Raw genomic sequence first — 25513 nt, 5'->3', positions numbered from 1 at the left:
GTGCCTTGTTCGATAGAGATGCGTTCACATCGGTGATCACCCCTCCCCCCTTGTGGGGGCGAAGGCGGGGTTTCGCGGAGCACTGCTCCGCGCCGCCGCAGCCGGCCCGCGATGCAGCGCGGGCCGTGGAATGGGTTGGGGGAGAGGGGATCATCGTTGCACACGAATTCGTCAAATCCTTGCGAAAGCACATAGCCAGAGCCGTAAGTCTGCTCTGCTGGCATGCGAGGGCATGGACGCCCCCTCTCCCCCAACCCCTCCCCCGCGAGGGGGAGGGGAGCCATCGGTACCTCCCAACACTTTCATTCACACCCTTTTCAGGGCATTGGCCGCATCAGGGGGGCACGGCCCCGATCTCGGAAGGTCATGGCAAGCCTGCACGTTTTCCTATCCCGACGGCCTGTGGCACGGGCGGCGGTATGCCTCGCCGGCGTCGGGCTGGCGTCGCCCGCGCTCGCCGGGCTGCCGTGCCTCAATCCAGCGATCGTCACGCCGGCGCAGGGGTCGCGCGAATCCTCGACGAGACCGATGATCGCGTGGCGCGCGGCCGCCGGTGTGTCAAGCTATCGCCTCCAGCTCGTCAGCCGCGAACCGGAAGGCCGGACCCTGGCCAGCATCGACAGCCTCGTCAACGACACCCGTTTCCTGCCGCCACAGGCGCTGGCCGATGGCTTGGCGCGGGTCAGCGTGCGCGTCACGAGCCTGTGCCCGGAGGGTGCGCCACCGGCGCCATCGCCTGCCCGCGAGCACCGCTTCCTGATCGACGCGCGCTCTGCCTGCGCGGTCAGTGGTCTGACCCTTGATTCGCTTGATGCGGGTGAAAAGCGCATCCGCTGGGCACCGACCCCCGCTGCCGGCGGCTACGAGATATTCAGCTACGAGGCGATCGACGGCAGGCTGCTTTTCCGGCTGGAGACGAGCGAACCCACCGTCGTGACGCCAGCGGTCATCGCCAGTCCCGTGCTCGTCGCCGTTCGCGCGCGCTGCGGCGAAGTGTTCGGACAACTCGGCTACCTCGCCTACTGAACGGCGGGATGCACCGGCTCGCCGCCTGCCGGGAGGCGGTCACGGCCGAGGCCGCGCTCGAGCACGCGTCGACCGACCCGGCGGCCGAGTCGCAGCCCCTCCTCGTTGTCGCTACGAAAGTGGATGCCGCCGTACAGGCGCGACATCGCCGCCTCGTCGGCGGCGGCTCGCCACTCGTCGGCCTGCTCCGGAAAGTAAGCGGCGAGCACCTCGGCAGCCGCGCTGGAAACTGCCGCATGACCCGAGACGTAGCTCGGAAACGGTGGCGTGAATAACCAGGGCAGAAAGTCCGGATCGAGCTTCTCGCGGATGACGTTGACCGGCCGCACGCTCCAGTGTTCGAACTTCGCCTGCCAGCAGGCGATGAGCGCATCCGCCATCGCCACATTGAGCGCGGCGAACACGCGCGCGGTCTCGGCCGTGCCCAGGGCGCGCTGGGACACCCACTGCATCGCTTTGCGATTCCAGACTCCCGGCGGCGTCACCGAACCCCGGTCGAGGTTCCACTCGTCGGCGATGCGCTTCTGCTCGACGCTCAAGCGGCGCGCTACCCGCAGCACCTCGCGCGCTTCTTCCCAGTAGCGCTCGCTGCCGAAGGGCGGCGGCGGTGGCGGCTGCATCTCCCTGCCGTCAACCAGCGCCCAGGTTCGCCATTTACCGGCCAGCGGCTCGCCCGGATTGGCGAGATTGAGCGGTGGTGCGGCGCGCCAGATACGTGGAGCGGGAGGCGGACGGTCCGCCGGGTTCCAGGTCGCATCGCCGCCATCGTCGAGGGCCCGCCGGATCGCCGCGGTGGCGGCGCGGCGGCCGGCTGCGCGCGCCAAATCGAGCGTCTGCGGCGACATCCGTGCGCTGGCGGCGACGGCCAGGATCGCGCCGATGCCGATCGCTTCCAGGCGCCCCGGCGATTCTCGCGGGTAGAAATGCGCCAGTACGCCCGCCGCCGCTGCATGCACGGCCACCGCCTGGGCGGCTTCCTCGCTGCTCGTCGCCGCCAGACCGACGATGGCGTCATGGGCCGCCGCGTGCAGGTGTGCGAGCACGCGCGCCGCGCGCAGCGGGTTCTGCTGATATTTGACGATCAGTTCGAGGGCAAGACGGTTCCAGGGCAGCGACGCGGGCCCGCTTGCCCACTGCTGCACGAGCGCCTGATCCATGAAACGCTGGCGGATCGGATCAGAGGTCGCCATCGTCAGCGGCGGCAAGGGGGCGATTACCGGCAGGCTGACGTCAGCGGCGTCGGAGATCTCGGGCAGCCACTTCCGCCAATGGCTCGGGTCGGTCAGCGGACCTGCGGAATCCGCGCCGCGAGGCAGTTCCACCGCCAGGCCAGCGACGCAGAATAGCAGGCATAGGCCAACACCGGCGAGCGCGCGGATCAAACCCACCAGGGTGAGCCTCCGTTAATGTGAAAGTCGCGTCAGCGACTCACGAATCTCCCCTCCCCACTCGTGGGGGAGGGGTCGGGGGAGAGGGGAATGGTCATGACTTTCATGATCGGGGGTGCCTGGAAAAGTCATGACCGTTAGCCGAAAGGCTTTACGCCGATCAGCCAGGCATGGCCGTAGAAGGCAAAGCCCAGCCAGCTGACGAGGCCAATGCCGAGCACCAGCGCATCGCTGGCCCAGCCGCGCACCGGGTAGGTCCGTCCGGCAATCCGGTCGCGGCGCCGCAACGAGACGAAACTCGCCACGGCCCAGACGAGGAAGGCGCCGAACAGGGTCGCGTCGGCCAGACTGCCGTTGGCCAGCAGATGTGCCAATGCCCAGAGCTTGACACCGGCGACCATCGGATGGCCGACCTTTGCCTGGATGTGGCTGCCGGGCACGAAGGCGGCGACCAGCAGAATGAACGCCGGCAGGGTCAGCAGGGCGGCCAGGTGGCGAATCCCGCGCGGCGCCAGCCAGAGGACCGGGGAATCCACGTGTGCCAGGCCATAACCCCAGATGATCAGCGCCAACCCGAGCGCCGAGACGAGCGAGAAAACGCCTTTCCAGCGCATTTCGCCGAGCCGGGCGAGTTGAGCATCGCGCCAGTCGCCGGCGACGATGCGTAGCGAATGAGCGCCGAGGAAAATGATCAGTCCGATGACGAGATAGCTCATGACGGTCTCCCGGCCTTCGATGACGCGCTGTCAGGGTTGCTCAGCATGCTGGAACAACAGGGTGCGCACTTGCAGATCGATCGGTGCGGCAGACAGGGTATTGAGTGCCTCGTTGATGGCTCGATTACTCCGGCGGAATGCGCAGCACCTGGCCGGGATAGATTTTGTCCGGGTGAGTCAACATCGGCTTGTTGGCTTCGAAGATCAGCGGGTACTTGTTGGCGTTGTCGTAGTGCTGTTTGGCGATCTTCGACAGATTGTCGCCGGCGACGACGGTGTAGAAGGTCGCTTCAGGTTCGCTCTGATCGACCGACAGCATGTCGTTGACCTGCGATACACCGGTGACGTTGCCGCAGCAGAGGAGGATTTTCTCCTTGCTGGCCTGGTCGCCGGCGACTCCGAAGACCGTCGCCGTTCCGCTTGCACCGTCAAAAGTCACCGTCAGGCCGGTCACCGGCAGGTTCTGGGTGTTGATGTAGGCCTCGATCGCGTCCGCGGCGGTACGGTTCAGCTCGTCGAGGCGCGCCTTGGCCGCCTCGTCATCGGGAGCACTGGCCAGTTCGGCCGACGCCGCTTCGGTATCTTTGGCATGAAAAAGCTTCTCGCCTGCTTCCTTGACGAAATCAAAAAAACCCATGTCCTTCTCTCCTGAAAAAGCGGCGCATGCTGGCGCCGGAAACCACGATTGATGGCTACCCTCGTTGGCAGACCCAAACCAGTCTAGCAGCTCTGAAAGCATTCTCAAACGGTCATGACTTTGCAGGACACCCCCGATGATGAAAGTCATGACCGTTTCCCCTTGTATGCTTCGTTTTGTGGTTTTTCGTTCGTTCAAGAGAGGAGATGAAGTCATGGCTGGAAGGGTGTCAAGAGGACCGTGGAATAAATGCGAGAGAGGTATTTTTCTCTTGCGTTTATGCCGCGAAAGCCTCTTGACATCCTGTAAGCCAAGTACACTTGAGGCAGGGGCTGGGGAGGGGTTGATCATCCCCGGCCGCTGCCTCACGGCGAGTGCGGGGTTTGGGGCAGAGCCCCAAGGTTTAGGTCGTAGAGTGCCACGGAGGTGTGGTGGAAACGAGTTCGGAAGGCGACGCACAGCCCGACGCCCCTCTGGGACATCAAGCCCGTGGGAGAGCACTTGGCGTGCATTGTCAGCCGTTTGTCTGAATACCGAACAGTTGCTGGTTGGCACGTGCCGGAAAGCCGTGACCACGTATTTGCAAGGATGGCTATAGATGAACGCTTCTGAATCAACGTTTGTGGGTATTGACGTTTCCAAAGACACGCTGGAGATCGCTTTAGACGACCAATCAAAAACCCAATGCATTGCCAATGCTGACGCTGATATAGCGGCGTTGGTCAAAGAGCTCGTTCCACGTTCTGAGGAGATTGGGGCGATCGTATTGGAGGCCACGGGAGGCTTCGAGCGCCAGGTGGCGGCGGCACTCTGTGCGGCCGGGCTGCCGGTGATGGTGGTCAATCCGAGGCAGGCGCGAGACTTTGCCAAATCCATGGGATACCTTTCCAAGACGGACGCCATTGATGCGCGAGTCCTGTCGCACTTTGCGCGGACACTGCACCAATCGGCGCAGCGGGAACGGCTGTTGATGAAACTGCCCGATGCCAACCAGGAGGCGTTGGAAGCCTTGCTTGTACGCCACAACCAGCTCATTGGCATGCGCGTGGCGGAAGGAAACCGATTGGCCCTGAGCCATGGTTCGCAACACAAGAGCATCAAGGCAGTCCTCAAAATACTGGATCGACAGATCGTGGCGGTTGATAAAAGCATGGCTGGCATGCTGAAAGAGCATTTTGCCGAGAAGCTCGCTTTGTTCAAAGGCTTCAAAGGGGTCGGACCGTGTACGCAAGCGAGTCTGATGGGGGCATTGCCTGAGTTGGGCCAACTCACCCATGCGCAGATTGGCAAGTTGGTCGGAGTCGCTCCATTAAACGCGGACAGTGGTCGCCACAAGGGTAAGCGCATCACCTGGGGTGGTCGAGCGACGGTCCGTACCGCTTTATACATGGCGGCCTTAAGTGCCATACGTTACAACCCCGTCATCAAGACCTTTTATGAACGTTTGCTTGCTAACGGAAAACTCAAAAAAGTCGCGCTGGTCGCTTGCATGCACAAGATGCTGACGATCATGAACGCCATAGTCAAATCGGGTATTCCGTGGAATCCAGAGCATGCAAAATGCGCCTAAAAAAGCTTGACTGGGAACACAGTTGCTCTCCCCCAACCCCTCCCCCGCGAGGGGGGAGGGGAGATTCGAGAGTCGCTCGCGACTTTCATAGTAAGGCAGTGCATGCCCCCCGCTGCCAGCCCAGCCAGCGATGGCGAGCGCATTGCTGCGGTGCGCCGGTGTGTGCGACACTCGCCAACTCGCTCAACCTGCCCCCGGATCCGCCCGCATGCGCCAAATGCTGATCTCCTGCTCGGCCAGCCTGCTCGCCCTGGCACTTTCCTTAAGCGCCTGCCAAACCGCGCCGCTCCCCGCCCCGCTCCCGGCGAGCGCCCTCGAAATCCACATCGCGCACATCAACGACCACCATTCGCACCTCGAAGCCACTCCCGACTTCGAGATCAGCATCAAGGGGGTTCCGACGCGCGTCGAGGCCGGCGGTTTTCCTCGCCTGACGACGCTGTTCAAAGCCAGCCAGGGTCTGCCGAACCTGTTGAAGCTGCACGCCGGCGACGCGATGACCGGCACCCTCTACCATACCCTCTATCAGGGCGAGGCCGACGCGGCGCTGATGAACAGCGTCTGCTTCGACGCTTTCGAACTGGGCAACCACGAGTTCGACGAAGGCGACGCCGGCCTGCGGCGCTTTCTCGATGACTTGCGCAACGGCCCCTGCCAGACCAGCGTTCTCGCCGCCAACGTCGAAGCGGCGATCGGCAGCCCGCTCGCGCCGGCCGCCGCCAATGACTATCTGCAACCCTATCTGCTCAAGTCATTCGGCAACGTCACCGTCGGCATCATCGGCATCGAAGTGCGCGGCAAGACGATGAATTCCTCGCGACCGCTAGCGAGCACGCGCTTCGCAGACGAGGTCGCCAGCGCGCAGAAATACATCGAGCGGCTGCGCGCGCAGGGCATCCGCCACATCGTCCTGCTCACCCACCAGGGCTACGCAGCCGACGTGGCGATGGCCGCGCAGCTCAGTGACGTAGACGTGATCATCGGTGGCGACTCGCATACCCTGCTCGGCGATTTTTCAGCGATCGGGATCGACGCTTCTTCTGGCCCCTACCCGACGGTCGTCCGCAACCGCGACGGCGACCCCGTCTGTATCGGCCAGGCCTGGGAATACGCCAAGGCTTTCGGCCTGCTGCAGGTTCGCTTCGATGCGCAAGGCCGCGTCGAGAGCTGCCGCGGCGAGGTGACCCTGCCGATCGGCGACGATTTTCGGCAGAAGGATGCCAGCGGCGCTTTCGTCGCCGTCGACGCGGCCACGCGCGCGCGCATCGTCCAAGCGTTGCAGGAATCCGGCGGCGCGCGCGTGCTCACCGCCGACCCGCTCGCGCAGGCGACTCTCACCCGCTTTGCCGGCCGCCTCGAAGACCTGAAAAAGCAGCAGATCGGCATCGCCAGCGAATCGCTGTGCCTGGTGCGCGTACCCGGCGAATCGACCAACCGCAGCAGTGGCGTCGCCGGCTGCGAGCAGGCCAACACGCTGGCACGCGGCAGCGACATTGCGCAGGCCGTCGCCATCGCTTACCGGCAGGCGAGCAGGCTCGCCGACATCGCCCTGCAGAACGGCGGCGGCATCCGCAGCGCGCTGCCGCAGGGCGAAGTCAGTTTCAACACCGCGTACACGGTGCTGCCCTACAGCAACGTGCTTTTCGAACTGCAGCTCAGTGGCAGCCAGGTCGCCGAGGTGCTCGAAGACGCCGTCGGCAATTATCTCGATCGGGGCGGATCGGACGGCTCTCACCCCTACGCCGCCGGCCTGCGCTGGCAGCTCGACCTGTCGCAGCCGCGTGGCCACCGCTTCAGCGCCATCGAGGTGCAGCGCAAGGACAGCGGAATCTGGCAGGCAATCGACCCACAAGGCAGTTATACCGTGGTGACCAGCGATTACCTCGCGACCGGCAGCGACGGTTATACGACGCTTGGCAGGATTCATCAGACCGGCCACAGCGTGAACACCTATCTCAACTACACGCAAACCTTCGTCGATTACCTGCTGGCGCGCGGCACCGTCAGCCGACCGGCCGCAGCCGATTACAGCCACCAACGGGTGATCGGTCGCGACGGCAGGGTGCTGCCCTGAGAGAAGCCATCCGTACAATGAAAAAACAATATATCGTCGGCATCGATCTCGGGACCAGCAACACGGTCGTCGCTTACAGCGCGCCCGGCAAGCGGCAAGTCGAACTGTTCGAAATCGAGCAACTGGTCGGTCCTGGCCAGGTGGCCGCGCGACCCTTGCTGCCTTCGGTGCGTTTCCATCCGGCGCCCGGCGAGATCAGCCCGGGTGATCTGCAATTGCCGTGGGCAACCGAGGAAGGCGACGCGCCGCTGGTCACCGGCCGCCTGGCGCTCGAACTCGGGGCACAGGTTCCCGGTCGGCTGGTCGCCAGCGCCAAGAGCTGGCTGTCGCACGCCGCAGTCGACCGCCTGGCGCCGATCCTGCCGTGGGGCGCCGAAGACGGGGTCGCCAAGGTCTCGCCAGTAGTGGCCAGCGCGAGTTATCTCGCGCATGTTCGCGCCGCCTGGCAGCACCGTTTTCCGAAAGCACCACTCGAGCAGCAACAGCTGATCCTGACCATCCCGGCCTCCTTCGACGAAGGCGCACGCGCGCTGACACTCGAAGCCGCGCGGCAAGCCGGCCTGGCCAATCTGCGCCTGCTCGAGGAACCACAAGCGGCTTTCTACGACTGGCTGTTCCGCCACCAGCAGAGCCTGGCCGATGAACTCGCGGCAACGCGGCTGCTGATGGTCTGCGACGTCGGCGGCGGCACCACCGATCTGACGCTGATCCAGGTGGCAATCCAGGACGGCGAGCCGGTACTCACCCGCATTGGCGTCGGCGACCACCTGATGCTCGGTGGCGACAATATGGATCTCGCGCTCGCGCACCTCGTCGAGTCGCGCTTGCCGGCCAGCGAAGGTCGCCTGTCAGCGCCGCGCTTTTCGCAACTGACGGCGCGCTGCCGGATGGCCAAGGAACAACTGCTGGCCGCCGGCGCACCCGAGGCGGTGCAACTGACCCTGCTCGGTGGCGGTTCGCGGCTGATCGGCGGCGCGCGAACGGTCGAACTGAAGCGCGATGAAGTCCTGCAGGTGATCGTCGATGGCTTCTTCCCGCGCGTGCCGCCCGATGCGCCCGTTCAGCAGCGACGTGCCGCGATCGTCGAGTTCGGGCTGCCCTACCCCGCCGACCCGGCGATTACACGCCACGTCGCCGCCTTCCTCAGAAGACACGCGCAGGCTGCGCGTCAGGCGCTCGGCGACGCCGCCGACCCAGGCGGCGAGCCAGGCCGCCTGCCAATACCCGATACGCTGCTGTTCAACGGCGGCGTTTTCCGCGCTGATGCCCTTGCCGAACGTCTGCAGTGCACCCTGGGCGACTGGCGCGGTGCAGCGCTGCGCATCCTGCACAATGATAACCCTGATGTCGCCGTGGCCCGCGGTGCAGTCGCTTACGCGCTGATCCGCCAGGAACATGGGCGGCAAATCGGCGGCGGATCGGCACGCAGCTACTTCCTGCTTCTCGAAGATCAAGGCCAGCAGCGGCGCGGCATCTGCCTGCTGCCGCGTGGTACGGAAGAAGGGCACGAAATCCGGCTGCCCGAGCGCATCTTCAGCCTGCGCCTCGGCCAGCCGGTACGCTTTCACCTTGCTTCGTCGGTGGCCGATACCCCTTATCTGCCGGGCGAAATCGCCCCTCTCGACGACGAGGATTTCATTCGCCTGCCGCCGATCGCCACCGTCGTGCAGACGCAGGCCGGCAGCAGCCAGCGCGAAGTGCGCGTGCAACTGAGCACCGCCATGACCGAAGTCGGCACCCTCGAAATTCACTGCGTCGGCGTTGAAGATGCCGCCCGTCGCTGGCTGCTCGAATTCCAGTTGCGTGGCGACGACGGCAGCACGGTGGTATCGTCGGCAGTCCTGCCGGCACGTTTCGCTGACGCCGTGCAGTGCATCGAGCGTATTTTCGGGGCCAGTTCGCAACCGGTCGAAAGCAAGGAAGTGCGCCGTCTGCGCGGCCAGATCGAGCATCTGCTCGGCAAACGCGAGGACTGGGAAATGCCGCTGCTGCGCGCGCTGTTCGACATCCTGTTGCAGCGCGCGCGGCGCCGCCGGCGTTCACCGGAGCATGAACGCCTGTGGCTCAATCTGGCCGGTTTCTGCCTGCGCCCCGGCCTCGGCTACGCGCTCGACGAGTGGCGGATCGAGCAACTCTGCGACTTGTTCCCACAGGGAATCCAGTATGTGAACGAGAGCCAGAACTGGTCGGAATGGTGGACCCTGTGGCGACGAGCTGCAGGCGGTCTGCCGGCTGCCGTTCAGGAGCAGCTCCTGGCCGAACTCGGGCCCTGGCTGCGTGCCGAGCCGACGAAGAGCCGCAGCCGCCTGGCAGCAACCATCGCCGGCAGTCACGACGACATGCTGCGCCTTGTCGCCTCGCTCGAACGACTACCTGTCGAACGCAAGCTCGAAGTCGGTGAATGGCTGCTCGAACGCTTGCGCAAGAACTCGGAGAAAACACTCGGCTGGTGGGCGATCGGCCGCATCGGCGCCCGCCAGTCGCTCTATGGCAGCACCCACCAGGTAATCCCGGCCGAGGTCGCCGGCCGCTGGCTGCAAGCCCTGCTGGCGCTGGACTGGAAAAAGGTCGAGCCCGCAGCTTTCGCGGCAACGCAAATCGCCCGCCTGACCGGCGACCGTGCTCGCGACCTGCCAGACGACATCCGCGCAGCGGTACTCGCGCGTCTGCTATCGATCAATGCCAGTGTTACCTGGGTCAGGCAGGTGCAGAGTGTCGTCGAACTCGACAAGGCCGACGAACGCCGCGCTTTCGGCGAGTCCCTGCCAGCAGGATTGAGACTGCTGCAGGGAGCCGGAAGCGCACGAACAGTGAGCACCGCAGCGACTTCGGAGCACCCGGCAAGCTAGTCAAATCGATTCAGAGGGCAGGCTTCGACAGGCCGTCGAACCGCTCGTGCAGCAGCACCCGCCGGCGCCATCAGCCCGCACCCGCGCCGGGGTCACTGAGCATAAATATCATTAACTTAGCCACTTACGAACGACTCGCAGCTTCCCGAGAGGCGCTCGCCGGATTGACATCGAACGCTCGTTTTCCGGATAATGGCCACCAGAGGAACCCGCTGACTGCCTTGGCAAAAGCAGCGGAAGCCTTCACCGGGATGTTTTCAAGGAGTGAGCCATGCGCGCGAACAGGGGCGGAGATCGCCGCCAATGTAATTCCGGTCCACCGACTGGAGTGGCTGAACGCCGCTGCGGCAGTGACCGGCGCAGGTTTCAGTTGACAGGAGAATCCATCGCGGCAGTCGAAGCGCGGCTGGCGGCGCTTGCATGTCAGCGCGACGAAAACCGTGAAGACGACGGTTCGGGGTGGGACAAGGTGATCATTTCCTTGAGCTAACGGTCATGACTTTTTGAGACCCACCCAATCATCAGGTCCGGTCTGAACCGGGAGGAAGCGATTTCCGAGGAGAATGGTCGACCGCCGGCATCTGCAGGTCGCCGCGCCGTTCGAAGGGAACATTGCCCAAACCGGAAACATTGATGCGTCCTACGATCCGGTAGTCGACCCGCTCCCGGCCGCCCTTCTGCAAATCGCGAAGCTGTTTCAGGGTGCTGCCCAGCGTACTGGTGGCCATCACCTCGAGGACCGCTTCGCCAAATCGCGGGACGCTGACCGCCTTGTCCGACAGACCCTTGATGAATGCTTGTCCATTGAGTTCGATCTCGAAGTTCAGGCCATTGATCGGCAATTCCACATCATTCGGATTCTGGATTCGCAATTTGAGCAAAAAACGTTGTTCGAACAGGCCCAGTTGCACCAGATTCAGTCCGGCAACGCTGACCTCGGGCTTTTGTGAAAAGCTTCCGAGTCCGGCACAAGCGCTCAACACAGCGATCGACACGATCGCCAGACAGCTTCTCATGAGCACTGGCCAGCGGCTTCCAGAACCCGCAACAACGACGCCGTATCCGCACGCCCCCAGCCCTGCGCCATCAGGGCATTGAGTTGCTGATCGACCTGCGCGGCAACCGGCAGGGGAACCCCGAGACGATGGGCTTCGCCGATGACGATGCGGTAATCCTTGTGATGTAGGCGGGCCTCGACCCCGGCAACGAAGTCCCGATCGACCATTCTCCCACCCATCACTTCCAGCACACGGCTGCCGGCTGAACCACCGAGCAACGCCTGTCGCACCCTGGCCGGATCAGCTCCGGCAGCACGGCTCAGGTGCAGCGCCTCGGCCACCGCCTGAATTGCCGCGACCATCAGCATCTGATTGCACAGCTTGGCGACCTGCCCGGCGCCGTGCTCACCGACATGCACGACAGACCTGCCGAGCAGTGCGAGGAGGGGCCGCACCCGTTCGAGCACCGCTGCCTTGCCGCCAACCATGATCGCCAGCGTCGCCGCGATCGCCCCCTGCTCGCCGCCGGAAACCGGCGCATCGAGCATGTCGACGCCCGACCGGGACAGACGTTCGGCCAGCGAGCGTGCCGTTTGCGGCGCGATGGTGCTCATGTCCACCAGGATCGAGCCCGGAGCGAATCCCGCCAGCAAGCCATCCTCGCCGAGCGTCAGGTGCTCGACGTCGGCACCGGCGGTGACCATCGTGAATACCACCTCGGAGCACCCTGCGACTGCCGCCGCCGATGCGCAGTGCAACGCTCCAGCAGCCAGCAAGGGCTGGCAGGACGCGGGACGCCGTGCCCAGAGCGCGACCTGATGCCCGGCATGCAACAGATGCAGCGCCATCGGCCGGCCCATCACACCAAGGCCGATGAAACCGAGCCGCATCAGGTGTCTCCCTCGCCACCCGACAGGCGCTCGAGCAGCTTGAGAATGGCAATCGAGTCCTCCTCGCCAAGTCCTGAACCGACCATCGCGTTATACATCTGTGCCGTCGCTGCCGACACCGGCAGGCACAGGCCCAGCTCGTGCGCACTCTGCATGACGATGTTCATGTCCTTCTGATGCATCCAGGACTTGAAACCCGGTTTGAAGTTGCGGTCCAGCATGCGCTGGCCGTGATTCTCGAGAATCTTCGAATAGGCGAAACCACCCAGCAGCGCTTCGCGTACCCTGGCCGGGTCGACGCCGCTCCTGGCCGCGAAATTGAGCGCCTCGGCGACGGTCAGCACACCGACGCCGGTAACGATCTGGTTGGCTGCCTTGGCCACCTGTCCGGCACCCACATCGCCCACATGCACGATGTTCCTGCCCATGCAGGCGAACGCCGGTCGCGCGCGATCGAAAGCAGTCACCTGGCCGCCGACCATGATCGACAGCGTGCCGGCGATGGCTCCCACCTCGCCTCCGGAGACCGGAGCGTCGAGAAAATCGATGCCCTGCGCGAGCAGGCGCGCGCCGATGTCGCGCGCGGCCGCCGGCCGAATGGTACTCATATCGACAGCGATCAGGCCGCTTCTGCCGGCACTCGCCACCCCCCGTTCGCCAAGCATCACCTGTTCGACATCGGGCGCGTCGGCGACCATCGAGATCACCACATCGACCACCTCGGCCACCCCCGCAGGGCTGACCGCGGCACCGGCACCGGCGTCCAGCAAGGGCTGCATCGACTCGGCACGCCGCGCCCAGACCGTGAGCGGGTGCCCCCCGTGCATGAGGTTCAGCGCCATCGGACGCCCCATGATACCCAAACCGATGAATCCGATTTTCATTGCTGCTCCTGTTGTGATGACCAGATCGAGCTGTGCAGTGTAGCAACAGTGTAGCAATAATCCAGTGACGGCTGGCCAGGGCTTTCGCCTTCAGGCCAGGACCGTCACCACGACACTGCGCCGATGCGCCCACGTCCGGTGTTCCCAGAGATAGATTCCCTGCCAGGTACCGAGGCGTAGCTCGCTCTTGCCGATCGGAACCATCACCGAGCTGCCGGCCAGGATGTTGCGGGCATGCGCGGCCATGTCGTCATCGCCCTCGTCATCGTGCAGATAAGCCGGATCGCCGTCGGGTGCCCAGCGGCTGGCCAGGGTTTCGAGGTCACGGCGCACCGAGGGGTCGGCGTTCTCGGTGAGCACCAGCGAACAGCTGGTATGCTGGACAAAGACGTGCGCAATGCCGATCGACAAGCCGGCGGCGCGAACGATGCGGGCCACCTCGGCTGTAATCTCGATGCTGCCGCGCCCGCGGGTGTGGACATCAAAGCTTTCCTGATAAGCCATGTAGCACTCCTTAGCCGGTGCCTAGAAGGCAGAACCTGGTGTCTTGAGGAATTCAATTTCAGCATCCGTCGACGTGCGGCCGAGAATCGCGTTGCGGTGCGGGTAACGCCCGAAGCGCTCGATGATCGCCTGGTGTCGGAGTTCGAAGTCGAGGTTATGTTCCATTCCCGGCGCAGCGAACAGCCTGACCGCCAGCGCGTGTATTGCCGCTGACTCGCTGTGCATGTACGGCAGATAGAGAAAAGCTCGGCGCGTCGGTGCAAGGGCCTGGTCCAGGCCGGCGGCGACCGCTTCCTGGGCGAGCACCAGCGCCATGCCGTCGGCAGCAAAAGCCTCGGGACGATCGCGAAAGAGGTTGCGGGAGAACTGGTCGAGGACAATGATCTCGGCCAGCCGCCCATCGGCAGCATCGGCACCCTGGCGCCACGCGTACAGTTCGCAGCGTAGCGCCGCCGCATGCAGGGCGCCAAAACGTGCCTCGACCAGCCGGTCGAAGTCCTCCGATTTCGCCCACCACTGCGCCGGCGTCGTCTCTTCGAACCAGAAGTGCAGAATGGCTGCGGGCGTCATCGCCATACTCCTGTTCCCATACGCCAGATGATGGCCATCGGCAGCCTATGCCTTTCCGCGAGCAGGCGCGCCGACACCCAACTCGCGCCAGCCGTCGTGGCCGAGTTCCCTGAGCGTCTGCATATTGCGCTCGTAGATTGCCGCCGCGTCGGGAATGGCTGCGACGGCGCGATCGATGCTGGCTTCACGCAGCAGGTGCAGGATCGGGAAGGGCGAACGGTTGGTATAGTTGGTCACGTCGTCATGATCGGTGTCGACAAAGGCGTAGTCCGGATGAAAGCTGGCCACCTGCAACACGCCGCGCAGACGCTTCGTTTTCAACAGCACATCGACAAGACCGAGAAAGCAGGTGAAATCCTCGAAGGCATCAAGCACACCGGGGTGAATCAGTAGTGTCGTATCCACCTCTTCCGGCGCTGCCGCCTGGAGCGCGTGCAACTCGCGATCCATGTCAAGAAGCAGGCTCTCCTCATCGCGCGCATCGCTGACCACGTAACGCACCTGCCCCTTGACATGAACGCCCTTGGCAAAAGGACAGAGGTTGAGGCCAATCACTGCCCTTTCGAGCCACTGGCGAGTGACGGCGATGACTTGATCGTGGCTGGGGATGTTCTGGTGTCGGATCTTGGACATGGTCCGCTACTGGCTCCTCGGGCTGTCGTACTACGATGCGCGCCAGTGTAGCGATTCGCGTCGGATGAGGCAAAGCGCAGCCATCGCCAGCGCATCTCATCGGCGACCAGGCCAGGGGATTACAATACAGCTTTGTCGCGTGCGAGTGCGCCATGGAAAGCGTTGCAGCGGTCGTCATCGGCGCCGGGGTGGTCGGCCTGGCCTGCGCCCGCACGCTGGCACGGCGGGGCATCGAGACCGTGATTCTCGAACGCAACGACACTTTCGGCAGCGAAACCAGCGCCCGCAACAGTGAAGTGATCCACGCCGGGCTGTATTACCCGACGGGCTCGCTCAAGGCAGCGCTGTGCGTTGTCGGCCAGCGGAAACTCTACGGATTCTGCGCTACGCACGGCATCAGCCACCGGCGCTGTGGCAAGCTGATCGTCGCCACCTCGACAGCGCAGGAAGACAAACTTGCCGCGCTGCAGCAGCAGGGTCAGCTGAACGGTGTCGACGACCTGCGCCTGCTGAGCGCAGCCGAGGCACGCGCCCTCGAACCCGCACTGACCTGCAGCGCTGCCCTGCTCTCTCCCTCCACCGGCATCATCGACAGCCGCGCCCTGATGCGAGCGCTGCTCGGCGATGCCGAACGTGCCGGCGCCTGGCTGGCTCTGCGCAGCCCGTTCTGCAGCGGCTCCATCGAGACCCACGGCTTCATCCTCGAAAGTGGCGGCAGCGACAGTCTGCGCTTTACAACCGCCACGGTAATCAATGCCGCCGGCCTCTGGGCACCCGAAGTCGCCGCTTCGCTCGCCGGTTTTCCGGCAGCGCTGCTGCCAGTGAGCCATCATGCCAAAGGCAACTACTATGCCCTCAGTGGCCGCTCGCCCTTCTCGCGGCTGATCTATCCGCTGCCCGGGAACGGCGGCCTGGGGATTCATCTGACGATCGATCTCGGCGGGCAGGCACGCTTCGGCCCGGACGTCGAGTGGTTGCCGCCACCCACGCCAGGGCAGCCGATCGGCGCACTGGACTACCGTGTCGACCCGACACGCGCTGACACCTTCGCTGCCGAAATTCGCCGCTACTGGCCAGGATTGCCCGTAGCGGCGCTGGCACCGGCTTATGCCGGCATCCGCCCGAAGATCGCTGGTCGCTCGGATCCTCCCGGCGATTTCTTGCTCCAGGGGCCAGCGCAGCATGGCATCCCCGGCCTGATCAACCTGTTCGGCATCGAATCGCCGGGGCTGACGGCCTCTCTGGCAATCGCCGAGTACGTTGCTGACGTCGCGACCGGACGGTATGCCGGCTGAGAACATGCGCGCGGTCCTCGATACCAATATCGTGCTGGACCTCCTGCACTTCGCCGACCCGCAGACGCAAGCGCTGCAGTACGCGATCACGCGCGGCGCCCTGCGCTGCTTCACCGATCGCCATTGCCTGTCCGAACTGAAGCGCGTCAGTGCCTACCCGCAGTTCGGACTCGATGCCGCTGCGCAAGGGGCACTTCTGGAGCGCTACCGCAGTTTCACCAGCACCTGCGATAGCGACGATAGCGACGAGATCGAAGCCTACCCCCTGCCCCGCTGCCGCGACAGCGACGACCAGAAGTTCCTGATCCTCGCGCTACGCTGCCGCGCCGACCTGCTGATTACCCGCGACCGGCTGCTCCTGCAGCTCGCCCGCCACCGCCGTCTGCCCGTTCCCTACGCGATCGTCACGACGGAGGCCGCCAGCGCGCTGTTTGCAGGCGGAGCAGTCGCGCCACGGTTTGCTGATTGCCAAAATGCAGGCACGCGTCATTGACCATCGGGGTGCCAGATTGTAGAATGCACGCTTTCTCGGGGCGTAGCGCAGCCTGGTAGCGCATCTGCTTTGGGAGCAGAGGGTCGTGAGTTCGAATCCCACCGCCCCGACCAGTTGAACAAGTGCCTGTTGCAAATGTATCAAGAGGTAGCAGGAAACAGTTGCCAGGCCATGTCGTACTCGCGCCCGTAGCTCAACCGGATAGAGCACCGGCCTTCTAAGCCGGGGGTCGTGAGTTCGAGTCTCGCCGGGCGCGCCAAGCTAGTGGCGGTGTTAGCTCAGTTGGTAGAGCACTGGATTGTGATTCCAGTGGTCACGGGTTCGAATCCCGTACATCGCCCCAACAAATCAAGAAGTTGGCACCATCAAGCGGCCATGCTCTCAGGTATCCGGTTCTGTGTAGCCACCATGTAGCCAGATTTGTGTAAATTCGCGCGCTACTTGGCACAAATTCGCGCGCTACTTGGCACAGGACAAGCGCATATTTCGGGCGTTAAACGGAAATTTCAACGACCGTCAGCGAGGGCGCAATTCCGTCAATTACACCGCCCCGAATAAACACCGTTTGACCAAGCTCCGCTACGCCTTTGGCGGTGATCGTGGAGCCATCTGGAAGGGTCACGGTACGGACCTCATTGGTGATGCTGGACACCTCTCCAACCAGCAGCGGATCGCTTGGGAACAAGCTTAAAAATTCGCTCAGCAGGTTACTCATGACACTCGATCTCGATGGTCTGGCGGACGGTCGGCAAGACCGCACTGATGGATACGGATCGGACCATTCCACGCCTGGAATTGGCTCCGTCAGAGAACGCCACGAACGCCCCCACGGGGTAGATTCCGACCCCTGAAAATACCGGCGTTTCGAGGGTGATCAGTTGCTGCGGGCCGGTGTCGGACAGCACCGAAATACCTCGCTGGCGAGCGGCATCCGAGTGGGTGGTCAGGGCGTCGACCAGCATCGGCGCAAGCAGGTCGCCAGCCGTCCCGGCACGGGTGACGTGCGCGAGAATCCCAGCCCCCTCGCCACTGATATACACCGAGTTGTATGCGGGCTTTTGCAGCCACTGGACGGCCTCGCGCGTGGTGGCTGCGGACGGCAGAGAGTAGTCGGGAACCACGCCGGACCAGTCCCACGGGGCCACCGGGTAGCGCGGCAGGACAGACAAGGTGCGGTCGGTACGGCTGGCCTGGAGATAGCCGCCGGCGGCCGCGGCAATGCGCGCACAGGCTTCGATCGCGCTGCCACGGTGAGACCAGACCCCCGCCGGGACTAGCCAGTCCGTCAGATGCCAGTCGATATCCCAGCCGATACTCACGCCGTTGAGCAGCAGCGCGTCGTTCATCAACTGCTGCGCGGTGCGGTCCTCGGCATTCATCCGGCTGATCGTGGGCGCATACGGCGCGCCCAGTGCCGCGGCGAGGCCCCGCCCGGAGACCGAGATACGGGCATGGCCGAACCGTCGATCGCGCGTTATTTTCTCCGCCAGCAGCCGAAAATTAACGTCGTTCACGACCGCCTCCAGCTCGACCGGCTGCCCTGGTCCATCCGGCAGGACATCGTCGAGATAGCTGGCCGGCAGACTCGCACTCCAGCCCCATACCCAAGAGTTGGCATCAATCGACACCGACAGCGATAGCGCCGGCAGAGCCAGCGAATTGGATACCCGCGTCAAGGTTACTTCATTGGTCACCAGATACGTCCTCAAAATGGGGATCGAAATATGCGCGCGAGACCCCAGCCACGGAAAGAGTAGATCCGGATCGCCGACATACCAGGGAGGATCGGGATCCGGCCCTGGCGGGATGGGCGATCGACCCGCCTCCGGCGCCCGCCCGATCTGCCAGGGGTGATGCACGATCAGCAGATGCTGGGTGCCGACGCCCGAGGCCAGATCGATGTCTGCCGGCAGCGGCGCCCCCTCCTCCCAGGGCACGGCCAGCGGCGGACGCGCCCAGCGAAACAGCTCGACCCACGCGGCCGCGGTCCGCTGCGGCCTGGGCAAGGCGTCCTCGAACGGGATCGCCTGTGCCGGCCGCACGGCCATGGATAACGGCCGGAATTTCTCGGCCAGAACGGTTCGGCGCCGCTGTCCCTCGGCCCAGGGGATGCGTACCTGGGGGCGAAAATCCCGCCGCGGGATCTGCCAGAGACTGCGGACCTGCCAGAGACTGCGGGCCGCCTGATCCCCCTCGATCCGGGCATCGACCTGGCCGACTCGAGGCGCACGATGCGCCAGCGCACCATACTGATCGCGATCCGCTGCGCGCTTCCAGGAGCTTCCCGCCCAGCGGAACGGCGCGCGGTTGACGGCATTGTCGTAGTGGATCGACAGCGCCGGGAGAGGCCCCGCGAGCGTGGCGACGCTCCCCAGTGGGGGCACGGGCGCAATGGCGATCGCCTGGCCAGGCCGGGCCAGCAGCACGGACATCCCCACCGGCACGGCGCCGGCCACCAGGGGACCATCGAAAAGCGGCAGAGGCAGCACCAGCGCACTGCCGAGCTGGCGAACCTCCGGCGGGTTGCCGACATCGCCAAAAACCAGGTTGACCCCCGGCCGCGCGTCGGCAAAAAGCAGATCCGCGCTCACGACGAGGTCACGGCTCGGTCAGCGTGGCGTTGAACAGAAAGACAAAAGCGCCGGCATACATCACCACATCCGGCAGTGTAAAGGCCGCGCCGGGCGTGCCGGTGACCGCCACATTGCCATCCAGCATCCAGTAGCCATCCCCGTCGCGCGCGCGTGCCCACAGGACGGTACCGCCCGTCAGCAACTGCGCCGGCTGCGTCGTCGTGAAGGAAATCACCCCCGCGGACACCGTCCCGCAGGGTTTTTGCAGGGTGATGATCGTTGCCGGGCTGCCGCCAGGAGCCGCTCCCGCAGCCGGCTGGGTCGTGTAGTACAGCTCCAGCGTCCCCGGCGTCGCCGCCCGATCGAGTTGAGCGACGATGGCATTGGCGCGCGCGTTGCGCACGAAATCGGAAAAAAACAGGCTCATGGGATCAGATCCGGGGTGATCGCATCATCGATGACCGCATTGTAGAGCCCGGTATGATCGTGCGACATCACCACATACGTGAGGTCGTGCCGGATGTGGTCAAACACGTAGTTGCCGGCGGCATCGCTCCAGGTCTCGCGCGCCAGAACGCCGTCCCGCTTGCGCAGCAAGCGCACACGGCGAGAAACCGGGTAGTCCGGGACGCCCTTGTTTTTCACCGTGCCCACGATCCGCCCCCGGCCGCCGTGCTCGGCATCGAGCAGCAGGCTTCCGGGCGGTGACCGGACGGCCTTCCAGGCCGGCAGCGCGGGCCGCACTAGCGGCACGACTGGCGCAGCCCGTACATAATCCAACGAAAACCCTTCCTCGAACGGCCCGCTGTCCGGGACATAGGCGCTATCGTTCCGCCCGGATTTGCACATGATCCGAAGCTGGCTCAGATACCCGTACAGGGGTGCATCAACCGACGGGTACCCGGATTGATCGCCGCCGATGCGGACGATATTGGTCGTGCCGCCGCTGGGCATGTCCAGGTCCGGGCGTGATGCGATGATCAGCCCGTTTTTGAAAATCAGCGCCTGGCGGTTGAAGACCGATACCTGGAAATCCTGCCACGTATTCAGCGCCACCGGCCCGCCGCCGGTGAAGAGGGAATTCTTCCCGCTGATCTGCACGTAGGCGCCGATATCGTGATATTGGTTAATATCGACACAGAAGGCGGCGCTGCTCCCGTTCGTCCCGATATTGATCATCCTGCACTCGGTCCCCGTGGCCGGATAGGCGAGCAAATAGAGAGAAAACGAAATCGAGAGAGACGAGCCATCGAACAGAAAATCGGAAGACGCCGCGCAGCTCAGCCGGTCGTTGGCCCCGCCCGGAAAGTAGGCAGACCCCTCGCCCGCAAACCGGCTCTGCGCCGTCGAGATGACGACCCCGCCGGATCGCGTGAAGGTGTGTCCTTTGACATCCGGGAAGGATGTCGACCCGTTGCTGCCGGACAAGTGCAGCCCGGCATTCAGGAGAGGCCAGAGCGGATCACCCATCGATTACCGCCACGGCCCCGTGGTATCGAAAAAAGCGAAGGCCGCGGTCGTCACTCCAGCGCCGAATGGCATGACCCGCACCTGTCGCTCCATCAGATTGGCGACATCGGTGATTACCGCGTTCGCGGCGAACAGCCCGAGCGGGACCGTCTGCGGACAGCAGTAGACCCCAGGAGCCACCCCCCGAAAAGCGCCCGCGAACGATTCGAACAGGTTCAGTTGGGACAGGTACAGCCCCTGATCCGGCCCATTGGGATAGGGCATCGGCCCGGCACCGCTGGCAAAGCCCGTGCTGGTCGAGGGCGTCAGCAAGCTGAAGGCCTTGTATGCCGTCGCCGCGCTGCCGACACCGCCGTACGACCGCGCGAAATACAGCTCATCCGCGGCATTGCGCAGCACGCCGAAATCGTTGGTATCGCCGGGCGCCGACCCGCTCTTGTCGCTGGCGTAGCCCGAGAGCACGCAGCCCCAGGCGTCGCCCGACTTGACCGGAAGAAAATCCCCGAATCCCATGAACGCTCCCCCCGCGGGATAGGTCGGGTGATACCCAGTGATCAGGTAGAACATCCGGTCATCGGCGACCAGCGTCCAGGTCCTCGAGCTGCCATCCGCCACCGTGCTCTTGGTCCACCACGACCCGCCGCTGCGCTGCGTACTCGTCGGAAACGGCCCGCTGCCGGTACTGATGGCGGTCATCGTCTCGTAGCCGACGACGCGTGCGGTCTTGCCCGCGGTATCGTCGACCCGCAGCCGGCAGCCCGTGCCCGCGACGTTGTTGCTCTTGTACGCCGCCAGATTGGTGCCGGTAAATTCCTTGCTCCAGCCGGCGCCCGCCAGTTTCAGCGAAATCGTCCCGCTGGCCGTCTGATCGCTGATGCCGGGCGCGTCGAAGGTCAGCGTGGTATTGCCCGCGCCGACGCTCAACACCTTCTTCTCGCTGTTGAGGCCGCTGGGCGTCGCGCCGGACACCAGCACCACGCTCCCCACTTCGGCACTGTGGCCGCCGCTGATCGTCGCTGTGGCGATGTTGCTGGCGACCACCAGGCTGGCCACGGCGGAGACGGCAAAACCATTGACCAGGCAGGCATCGAGTACCGCGACCAGAGACCCCGCGGTGCCCGATAAAACGGGCGCGCCGGTCAGCCCGGAGTGGAAATATTTAACGCTGGTATCGGGCATTTACCCCTCCATCAATATGGAAGTCGCGTATGCGACTCACGAATCTCCCCTCCCCCCTCGCGGGGGGCGAAGGCGGGATTTCGCGGAGCACTGCTCCGCGCCGCCGCAGCCGGCCCGCGATGCAGCGCGGGCCGTGGGTGGGGTCGGGGGAGAGGGAAACGGTCATGACCGTTAGGGCGTATCGACATCGCCGCGGATGCCGATGATGAATTGGTCGTCGGTCTCTGACGGCGGACCCTGCAGCACGGTGCGCGCCACCCAGACCGGGTAATTGGCCGCGACGGTGTTCAGCCGCACCAGGTTTCCGGCGCTCCAGCCGGCGCCCCAGCCGGTGGGGCTGATGGTGAAATACGGCACGCTGGTGGCCGGGTTGATCGGCGCCAGCGGGTTGGCGATCGCATGCCCGGTGACGATCTGGCCGACCGTCTCGCCGATCACATTGACCGTCGTCGTGTTCGTGAAAATGATCTGCCAGCGCTCCTGAATCGCACCGCGGTTGGTCACCACGACCGGGTACTGCACGGTGTTGTAGCTGGCACTCGCCGCGCTGCCGATGACCGTATCCGACCAGACGCCGGTCCAGGTGGCCTGGTCGAACCAATGGGAGACCCGCGCATGCAGATCGCCCAGAATCAACGCCGAGCTGACCAGCGAGCCGAGCGGGAAATCATGCGTCAGCGGCCGGGTCAGGGTCAGTTCGCCGTTGATCTGCGCATCCGAACACAGCGCCATGTCCTCGATGCGATGCTCGATCGTGACCGGCTGCGCGTAGCCGGTCACATTGGCAAACGTCACCGTGCCGGCGTCCAGGTCGTGGCTATAGCCGCCGACGATGGTCTCGCCATCGTTTCCGATCACGCGCACCCGCGCAATCCGCACGCGCCCCAAATTGACCGTCTGGCCATTGCTGACGGTCGCCGGCGCCGTCGTGGCGGTGTGGTGGATCACCAGCACATCGCCCTTGCGCAACACCGGCACCCGCCCATCGACCGGCAGCCGCACCGGATCGAGCCCCAGCACCTCGGCCGACAGCGGCAGATTCGACACCGCCACCGCGTTGAACAGCGCGGTCTCCGGCATCACCAGCAGCGGCCGAAAAACCTGCCCCGACACCACCCGCTCGGGCGCATACCACCACTCGAGTTTCTCCGCCGGCGACAGGCCGGAGTCGGCGACCCAGCTCCCGAACGACAGCGTGACGATGCCGAACTGCACGTCCACGACGCCATCCACCTGCGCCGTTTCCACGTCCCCCGTCAGATCGCTGCTGGCGCTGATCTGCACGCTATCCGACGCGCGCACCACGCGCACCGCGAAGCTCGCCGGCTGCAGCGGCGCCCCGGAAACCCGGAACTGGAACCGCCAACCGTCCCAGAAACCCTTGCGCGTCAGGCAGACCACCGTGATCGCCGGCTCTCCTCCAGCGCCCGCATAATCGCTGAGCGTGACCCGGCCGGTAGTGTAATCGACTGTCCCGGCGGCTACACCGCTGTTGGTCGTCACCGAGACATCGCGCAGCAACAGGCCGTTTCGATCGACATAGACACTGCCCGCCAGCGTGAAGCGCAGGCTGCCCGGCACCAGCGTATTGGAGATGGTCGGCAGCAGATCGATCCGCAAGGGACCCATGGCTTGCGACTGTGTCAGCACGCCACCGGCACTATCGGTCGCCGGGCGATAGCGCGCCGTGATCGTGCCGGCGGCGTTGACCGTGGCAAAGGTTTCGACCCAGGTGTGCTGCTCGGTGATCTCCGACCCCGACCCGCTCACGCTGCGCGACTGCGAGGTGTCGTGGTAGGTCACCTGTACCCCCAGCGCCACGGCGCCGGTACTGTAGTTGATCGAGCCGCCGATGCCCGAGGTCGAATTGATCGACGAGGATCGACTGGCACTGGACCCCGCGCTCGACCCCGAGCGATCCACCGCAATCCGCGGTGTGGCCTCGAGCATCGCCAGGACCCCGGTGCCTTCGTCATAGACGATATACTCGGTCTCGCGGGTATCCAGGAAGGAGAGCGACAAGCTTTTGGGCAGCACCGCATGACTGAGGCTGAAATTGTTCGAGGCCCCGCCCGCCGGGAATATCTCGGTGACGAGGCCGCCCTGGCGGTACTGGATCACCAGGTCGGAATCGCCATCCGGCAGCCTGCGGGGCAGCAGGATGGCCTTGCCGGTCGCATAATCGATCCAGCCCCCCGCGGCGTCGTCCCCGATGAATCCTCCCACGCCGTCGTCTATCGCCGCACGGGCCACCCCGCCCGCCCAATAGCTGATCTGCACGCTCGATGGCTCGATGGCGCCCTCCGGCAGGCTGATCGGAATCGCCGGTGGCCGGAAGACGCTGGCGCCCACCTGCGGCCGGTAATGGGTCGGGGTCCCCCAGGCAAACAGGATCTGCGTATTGGTATCGGGCAGCGCCCCGAGGGTCACCACCAGCGATCCCGTCGCGTAGTTGACCTGCCCGGAGCCGACGCCATCATCGCCGGTCAGGCCGCCGGCGCCGTCGTCCTGCAGCCGGTACCACTTGCCGAGTGCCAGGTAATCGACCGAGACCGACCCCGGCGCCGGCGCCGGGCTGAGGTTCTTGACGTAGTTGTAGCCGCGGTTGCCGATGCTGACCAGCGTGCTCTCGGTATGCCCGGCTGCCGCGATCGCCACCGCCTGCGCCGCGCTGTAGGTCGCGCTGCCGCTGGTGCCGACGTTTTTGGCCAGGCTGACGGCGCCGCTCCCATAGTCCACTGTCCCGGTGAATCCGGATTGCGCGACCAGGTTGCCGTTGCTGTCATCGACCAGAGTTACCCCGCCAATGGCCACGCTGACCGACCCGCGCGCCACCGCGCGCCCGAAATAGCGCACCGCGGTCACACCCGGCGCCGTCGTGACGGTCGTCTGGAAGGTCAATCCCGGCGCCCCGGTAATCGGCACGATCAGCTCGCGATCGCCAACGCAGCGCGCGTCGATGATCGGTGCTTCGGAGAGCGCCGAGGGCACCAGTTGCGTGTAGACCGATTCGGCGCGCAACGTCAGCGCCCCGAGAGCGGCCGGCTGGGCCAGGGGCGCCACCCCGTAATAGCTCGTCGAGTCGGCAGGGAAGGTGGCATGCACGCGCGTCGGCGGGTTGTAATAATCGTAGGTGTACCGGGTGACCGGCGCGCCGGTGAACGCCAGGCGCAACGGGTCGGAGATTTCCAGCACCATCAGATCCCGCAGATAATCCCCGTGCTGATCGGTGAACACCGTATCGACCGCGCGCGAAGCGATCCGGGTGACGCGCACGAACTGCTGGTTGCTGACCGCGTCGCGCTGCACCAGCGCAAACACATCGCCGATGCCGGGAGTGGCGACCGAGCGCGCGCAGTGCACCTGGATGCTGCGCTGGCCGACCAGGTGATTGCTGTAGAGCACATACCGCGATTCGCTGCCGAGCGCGAGATAGCCCTCGAGTTTGCCCTGCGCACTCGTGCGCTCATCCGACCAGGATTTGGTCGTGAACAGCGCCGCCGAAACGCGCGGATCGGCCGGCGCCTGCGCGACGATCGCATGCGCGCCGTAATACGCGTCGGTGGTATCCGTGAGCACCCCCGGAAACACCTTGCGCAGCGACGTCCGCCCATAGGTCCGGTCCAGCTCGGAAATATCCGGGAACAGATTGTTGCTGACGCCGTCGACGACCGCGATCCCCGTCGCCCGGCCGCCGCCCTCGGGCACGTCGTCGAGCACCGAGGATTTGAGCAGCACAATATCGCCATCCAGAATGGGCATGC

Annotated in this window: 21 protein-coding genes and 3 tRNA genes; 9 read left to right on the top strand and 15 right to left on the bottom strand. The window is 64.8% G+C overall.

Annotated elements, in window-relative coordinates; genetic code table 11:
• Positions 1-366 precede the first annotated feature (366 nt).
• Positions 367-1026: a hypothetical protein gene (locus tag V5B59_RS23805; protein WP_169070682.1), complete on the top strand. Its 660-nt coding sequence runs from the start codon at positions 367-369 to the stop codon at positions 1024-1026.
• On the opposite strand, the gene V5B59_RS23800 is transcribed toward V5B59_RS23805, so the two are convergent.
• The 3 genes from V5B59_RS23800 to lysM all read right to left on the bottom strand — a co-directional run bounded on the left by V5B59_RS23800 (position 1020) and on the right by lysM (position 3767).
• A complete protein-coding gene (locus tag V5B59_RS23800) occupies positions 1020-2414 on the bottom strand; it encodes a vanadium-dependent haloperoxidase (RefSeq protein WP_169070681.1) in 1395 nt (464 codons plus the stop codon). The genes V5B59_RS23805 and V5B59_RS23800 overlap by 7 nt on opposite strands.
• A 137-nt stretch (positions 2415-2551) precedes the next feature.
• Positions 2552-3130, bottom strand: a complete 579-nt coding sequence (locus V5B59_RS23795; RefSeq protein ID WP_034916768.1) for an NnrU family protein — start codon at positions 3128-3130, stop codon at positions 2552-2554.
• A gap of 124 nt (positions 3131-3254) precedes the next feature.
• Complete coding sequence (gene lysM, locus V5B59_RS23790) at positions 3255-3767, bottom strand: peptidoglycan-binding protein LysM (protein WP_332352400.1); 513 nt, start codon at positions 3765-3767, stop codon at positions 3255-3257.
• A 598-nt stretch (positions 3768-4365) separates the two neighbouring features.
• Between lysM and V5B59_RS23785 the strand changes: the two genes are divergently transcribed.
• The 3 genes from V5B59_RS23785 (at position 4366) to V5B59_RS23775 (ending at position 10260) form a co-directional block, all read left to right on the top strand.
• Complete coding sequence (locus V5B59_RS23785) at positions 4366-5337, top strand: transposase (RefSeq protein WP_332351565.1); 972 nt, start codon at positions 4366-4368, stop codon at positions 5335-5337.
• A 208-nt stretch (positions 5338-5545) separates the two neighbouring features.
• The gene (locus V5B59_RS23780) at positions 5546-7411 is read left to right on the top strand and encodes a bifunctional metallophosphatase/5'-nucleotidase (RefSeq protein WP_169071473.1); all 1866 of its coding nucleotides are present in this window, start codon (positions 5546-5548) and stop codon (positions 7409-7411) included.
• Between the two features lie 17 nt (positions 7412-7428).
• Positions 7429-10260 carry an Hsp70 family protein gene (locus V5B59_RS23775; protein ID WP_169071474.1) on the top strand — a complete coding sequence of 944 codons (2832 nt, stop codon included), beginning with the start codon at positions 7429-7431 and terminating at the stop codon, positions 10258-10260.
• A gap of 521 nt (positions 10261-10781) precedes the next feature.
• Here the strand turns inward: V5B59_RS23775 and V5B59_RS23770 are convergent.
• The 6 genes from V5B59_RS23770 to V5B59_RS23745 form a co-directional block, all read right to left on the bottom strand.
• Positions 10782-11276 carry an LEA type 2 family protein gene (locus tag V5B59_RS23770; protein ID WP_034913964.1) on the bottom strand — a complete coding sequence of 165 codons (495 nt, stop codon included), beginning with the start codon at positions 11274-11276 and terminating at the stop codon, positions 10782-10784.
• The gene (locus V5B59_RS23765) at positions 11273-12148 is read right to left on the bottom strand and encodes an NAD(P)-dependent oxidoreductase (RefSeq protein ID WP_034913967.1); all 876 of its coding nucleotides are present in this window, start codon (positions 12146-12148) and stop codon (positions 11273-11275) included. Before V5B59_RS23765 ends, V5B59_RS23770 begins: the two co-directional genes overlap by 4 nt.
• A complete protein-coding gene (locus V5B59_RS23760) occupies positions 12148-13032 on the bottom strand; it encodes an NAD(P)-dependent oxidoreductase (protein ID WP_332352399.1) in 885 nt (294 codons plus the stop codon). The genes V5B59_RS23765 and V5B59_RS23760 overlap by 1 nt, the downstream gene beginning before the upstream one ends.
• A gap of 90 nt (positions 13033-13122) precedes the next feature.
• Positions 13123-13536, bottom strand: a complete 414-nt coding sequence (locus V5B59_RS23755; RefSeq protein WP_034913974.1) for a secondary thiamine-phosphate synthase enzyme YjbQ — start codon at positions 13534-13536, stop codon at positions 13123-13125.
• Positions 13537-13557: 21 nt separating this feature from the next.
• A complete protein-coding gene (locus tag V5B59_RS23750) occupies positions 13558-14112 on the bottom strand; it encodes a DUF924 family protein (RefSeq protein ID WP_034913977.1) in 555 nt (184 codons plus the stop codon).
• A 39-nt stretch (positions 14113-14151) separates the two neighbouring features.
• On the bottom strand, positions 14152-14739 hold the full coding sequence (locus V5B59_RS23745; protein ID WP_034913979.1) for a DUF1415 domain-containing protein: 588 nt from the start codon (positions 14737-14739) through the stop codon (positions 14152-14154).
• 152 nt (positions 14740-14891) lie between these two features.
• On the opposite strand from V5B59_RS23745, the gene V5B59_RS23740 reads away from it, so the two are divergent.
• The 5 genes from V5B59_RS23740 to V5B59_RS23720 all read left to right on the top strand — a co-directional run bounded on the left by V5B59_RS23740 (position 14892) and on the right by V5B59_RS23720 (position 16870).
• Complete coding sequence (locus V5B59_RS23740; protein WP_034913982.1) at positions 14892-16034, top strand: NAD(P)/FAD-dependent oxidoreductase; 1143 nt, start codon at positions 14892-14894, stop codon at positions 16032-16034.
• Positions 16035-16038: 4 nt separating this feature from the next.
• The gene (locus V5B59_RS23735) at positions 16039-16527 is read left to right on the top strand and encodes a putative toxin-antitoxin system toxin component, PIN family (RefSeq protein WP_248595010.1); all 489 of its coding nucleotides are present in this window, start codon (positions 16039-16041) and stop codon (positions 16525-16527) included.
• Between the two features lie 36 nt (positions 16528-16563).
• Positions 16564-16640 (top strand) — tRNA-Pro (locus tag V5B59_RS23730).
• 69 nt (positions 16641-16709) lie between these two features.
• Positions 16710-16786 (top strand) — tRNA-Arg (locus tag V5B59_RS23725).
• Between the two features lie 8 nt (positions 16787-16794).
• Positions 16795-16870: transfer RNA gene (locus tag V5B59_RS23720), tRNA-His, on the top strand.
• Between the two features lie 150 nt (positions 16871-17020).
• Here the strand turns inward: V5B59_RS23720 and V5B59_RS23715 are convergent.
• The 6 genes from V5B59_RS23715 to V5B59_RS23690 form a co-directional block, all read right to left on the bottom strand.
• Positions 17021-17242, bottom strand: coding sequence for a hypothetical protein (locus V5B59_RS23715; RefSeq protein ID WP_332352127.1), 222 nt, complete (start codon positions 17240-17242; stop codon positions 17021-17023).
• A complete protein-coding gene (locus V5B59_RS23710) occupies positions 17235-19118 on the bottom strand; it encodes a hypothetical protein (RefSeq protein ID WP_332352126.1) in 1884 nt (627 codons plus the stop codon). The genes V5B59_RS23715 and V5B59_RS23710 overlap by 8 nt, the downstream gene beginning before the upstream one ends.
• A 7-nt stretch (positions 19119-19125) precedes the next feature.
• Positions 19126-19527 carry a hypothetical protein gene (locus V5B59_RS23705; protein WP_332352125.1) on the bottom strand — a complete coding sequence of 134 codons (402 nt, stop codon included), beginning with the start codon at positions 19525-19527 and terminating at the stop codon, positions 19126-19128.
• Positions 19524-20570: a hypothetical protein gene (locus V5B59_RS23700; RefSeq protein WP_332352398.1), complete on the bottom strand. Its 1047-nt coding sequence runs from the start codon at positions 20568-20570 to the stop codon at positions 19524-19526. Before V5B59_RS23700 ends, V5B59_RS23705 begins: the two co-directional genes overlap by 4 nt.
• A 3-nt stretch (positions 20571-20573) precedes the next feature.
• Positions 20574-21749, bottom strand: coding sequence for a hypothetical protein (locus V5B59_RS23695; protein ID WP_332352123.1), 1176 nt, complete (start codon positions 21747-21749; stop codon positions 20574-20576).
• A gap of 171 nt (positions 21750-21920) precedes the next feature.
• Positions 21921-25511: a hypothetical protein gene (locus V5B59_RS23690; protein WP_332352122.1), complete on the bottom strand. Its 3591-nt coding sequence runs from the start codon at positions 25509-25511 to the stop codon at positions 21921-21923.
• Positions 25512-25513 lie beyond the last annotated feature (2 nt).

It is taken from the genome of Candidatus Accumulibacter contiguus, from assembly GCF_036625285.1.
Classification (GTDB): Bacteria; Pseudomonadota; Gammaproteobacteria; order Burkholderiales; family Rhodocyclaceae; genus Accumulibacter; species Accumulibacter contiguus.
The sequence above is the reverse complement of the archived record's forward strand: the minus strand, read 5'-3'. Positions and strand labels throughout refer to the sequence as shown.